The organism is Gorillibacterium massiliense, from assembly GCF_000455485.1.
Classification (GTDB): domain Bacteria; phylum Bacillota; class Bacilli; order Paenibacillales; family NBRC-103111; genus Gorillibacterium; species Gorillibacterium massiliense.
The window spans coordinates 1-2,610 of sequence record NZ_CBQR020000051.1 but is presented as its reverse complement, the minus strand read 5'-3'; the positions used below and the strand labels follow the sequence as shown (position 1 = coordinate 2,610).

Here is a 2,610-nt window from a genome sequence, read left to right as displayed (position 1 = left end):
CGTGGATCGCCGCCTTGGAGAAGCAGGAACGGGAGCGCACCGGCATCAAGTCGCTGAAGGTCGGCTTCAATAAAGTGTTCGGCTATTATATTGAAGTGACCCGCTCCAATTTAAGCTCCCTGCCGGAAGGACTGTATGAACGGAAGCAAACGCTGGCCAATGCCGAGCGTTTTATAACGCCTGAATTAAAAGAGAAGGAAGCTCTCATTCTGGAAGCGGAAGAGAAGATGTTCGACATCGAATATCAGCTGTTTTGCCATCTGCGTGACCGGGTAGCCGGCGAAATCCGCCGCTTGCAAAAGCTGGCGGAAGTGGTGGCGGAGGCTGACGTTTATCAAGCCTTTGCCACAGTGAGTGCCGCCAACCGGTATAAAAAGCCGGAGGTGACGGACGCCTACGATTTGCTGGTGGAAGAGGGCCGGCATCCCGTCGTCGAGGCGGTGATGAAGGACGGATCCTTTATCGCAAACGGTACGGGACTCAGCAAGGAAGACTGCCGTATTCTGCTAATTACCGGTCCGAATATGGCGGGAAAAAGCACCTACATGCGTCAGGTGGCCATCCTCAGTATCATGGCGCAAATCGGCTGCTTTGTGCCTGCCGCCAAAGCAGAGCTTCCTTTGGTTGATCGGATCTTCACGCGTATCGGCGCGGCTGACGATCTGATCGGCGGCCAAAGCACGTTCATGGTGGAAATGATGGATATCCGCACCATGACGGAGAAGGCGACGCCCCGCAGTTTGGTTATCATCGATGAACTGGGACGGGGGACGTCCACTGGCGAAGGCATGGCCATCGCTCAGGCGGTAATCGAGTTTCTGCACGATAAGGTAGGCTGCAAGACACTGGTATCGACGCATTTTCACGAGTTGGCTCACTTGGAAGAGAGCCTGGGCTATTTGCGAAACTACTGCATGGCGGTAAAAGAAAGCGGAGAGCAGGTGACGTTCCTGCGCCGTCTTGTCCGGGGAGCCGCCAGCACAAGCTACGGCATCTACTGCGCCCGCATTGCCGGTTTACCGGAGGCAGTAATCGACCGCTCCTACGCGTTGCTTAGCGCCTTCGAATCGCGGGCGGCGGAGCTTGAAGCGGCTGTTGCCGGGCAGGAGGAAGCCGGTGTGGAGCACGAGAAAGCTGCAGAGTGGAAGAATGTTAATGGCATTAACGATTTGGCTGCAGTTGCTTCGGAGAATGAAATGCAAACGCCGGAACGCCAAAAGGAGCAGGAACAATCCGTTAACGGCATCGTGCAGCTCAGTCTTTTTGCTGAAGAGGAGCATCCATCCGCCGCTGCCTCCAAGAAGGAGGATGCCCGTCTCCACGCTCTGGCGGACAAGCTGCAAAAAGCGGATTTGGCCAATATGACGCCCATGCAGGCGATGAACTTTTTGTTTGAATTGAAGAGCAAGCTGGCCGAGCGTAAGTAATTTTCGGGAGATCGCTTCGGGATGAACTCTTGCAGGCACTTCCGGTTGGAAGATGGCTTCAGGATGAACTCCTTGCAGGCACTTCCTTTAGGAGGCAATTCCATGGGGAAAATCAACATTCTGGACGATCATATTGCCAACCAGATTGCAGCGGGTGAAGTGGTGGAACGGCCGTCATCCGTCGTGAAAGAGCTGGTTGAAAACGCCATCGACGCCGGCAGCACCCAAGTGGACATTACCATTGAAGAAGGCGGGCTACAGCTGATCCGGGTTCTGGACAATGGCTCAGGCATCGCCGCCGACGATAGTGAGATCGCCTTCGCTCGTCACGCCACTAGCAAAATCACCGCCAGCAAGGATTTGTTCCAAATTCGCACCCTCGGTTTTCGGGGCGAGGCGCTGCCCAGTATTTCGGCGGTCGCCAAGGTGGAATGCGTCACTTCCGACCGCAATGACGGTTTGGGGCGGCGCATTGCTATCGAAGGCGGCAAACTGCTGGCAGCCGAGGAAACGGCGGCGTCGCGAGGAACGGATATCCGGGTGAAGGAGTTGTTTTACAATACTCCTGCCCGGCTGAAATATATGAAGACGATCCAGACAGAGCTGGGCCATGTATCGGATTACATTTATCGGCTGGCTTTGACCCATCCGGAGATTGCTTTTACGCTGAAGCATAACGGTCATGTGCTGCTGCAAACCTTGGGCAATGGCGATCTCGTCAATGTCATCGCCGCCGTTTACGGCACCTCCACGGCGAAAAATATGGTGGAGATTAAAGGAGAAGATCTGGACTATGTCATCGGCGGATACATCTCTCTGCCGGAGATGACCCGGGCCAACCGGAACGCACTCTCCGTAGCGGTGAACGGTCGATATATCCGCAGCAATGCGCTAGCCCATGCGCTCCTGCGGGCTTATCACACACTCCTGCCGATCAACCGGTTTCCCGTGGCGGTGCTGCACATCGCCATGGACCCGACCTTGCTGGACGTAAACGTACACCCGTCCAAGCTGGAGGTGCGCTTCAGCAAGGAAGCCGAGCTGATCGCGCTGGTCGAGGCGGCGGTACGCCAGGCTCTGGGCCGACAGGCGCTGATTCCACAGGCCGGTAAGACGCCCCTGGGCGAAAGCGCCGTCGTGCAGGAGCAGCTGGCGCTGTACCGCCCGGGCGCGGCGGAAGCCG

At 56.6% G+C, this 2,610-nt stretch carries 2 protein-coding genes; both read left to right on the top strand.

The window, feature by feature from the left end; all coding sequences use genetic code 11:
* Positions 1 to 1,427, top strand: a 1,427-nt coding sequence (mutS, locus tag TJ79_RS05445; protein ID WP_040949289.1) for a DNA mismatch repair protein MutS, incomplete at its 5' end; no start/stop codon positions are given.
* Between the two features lie 102 nt (positions 1,428 to 1,529).
* Positions 1,530 to 2,610: DNA mismatch repair endonuclease MutL (gene mutL / locus TJ79_RS05440; protein ID WP_040949288.1), on the top strand; the 1,081-nt coding region annotated here is incomplete at its 3' end.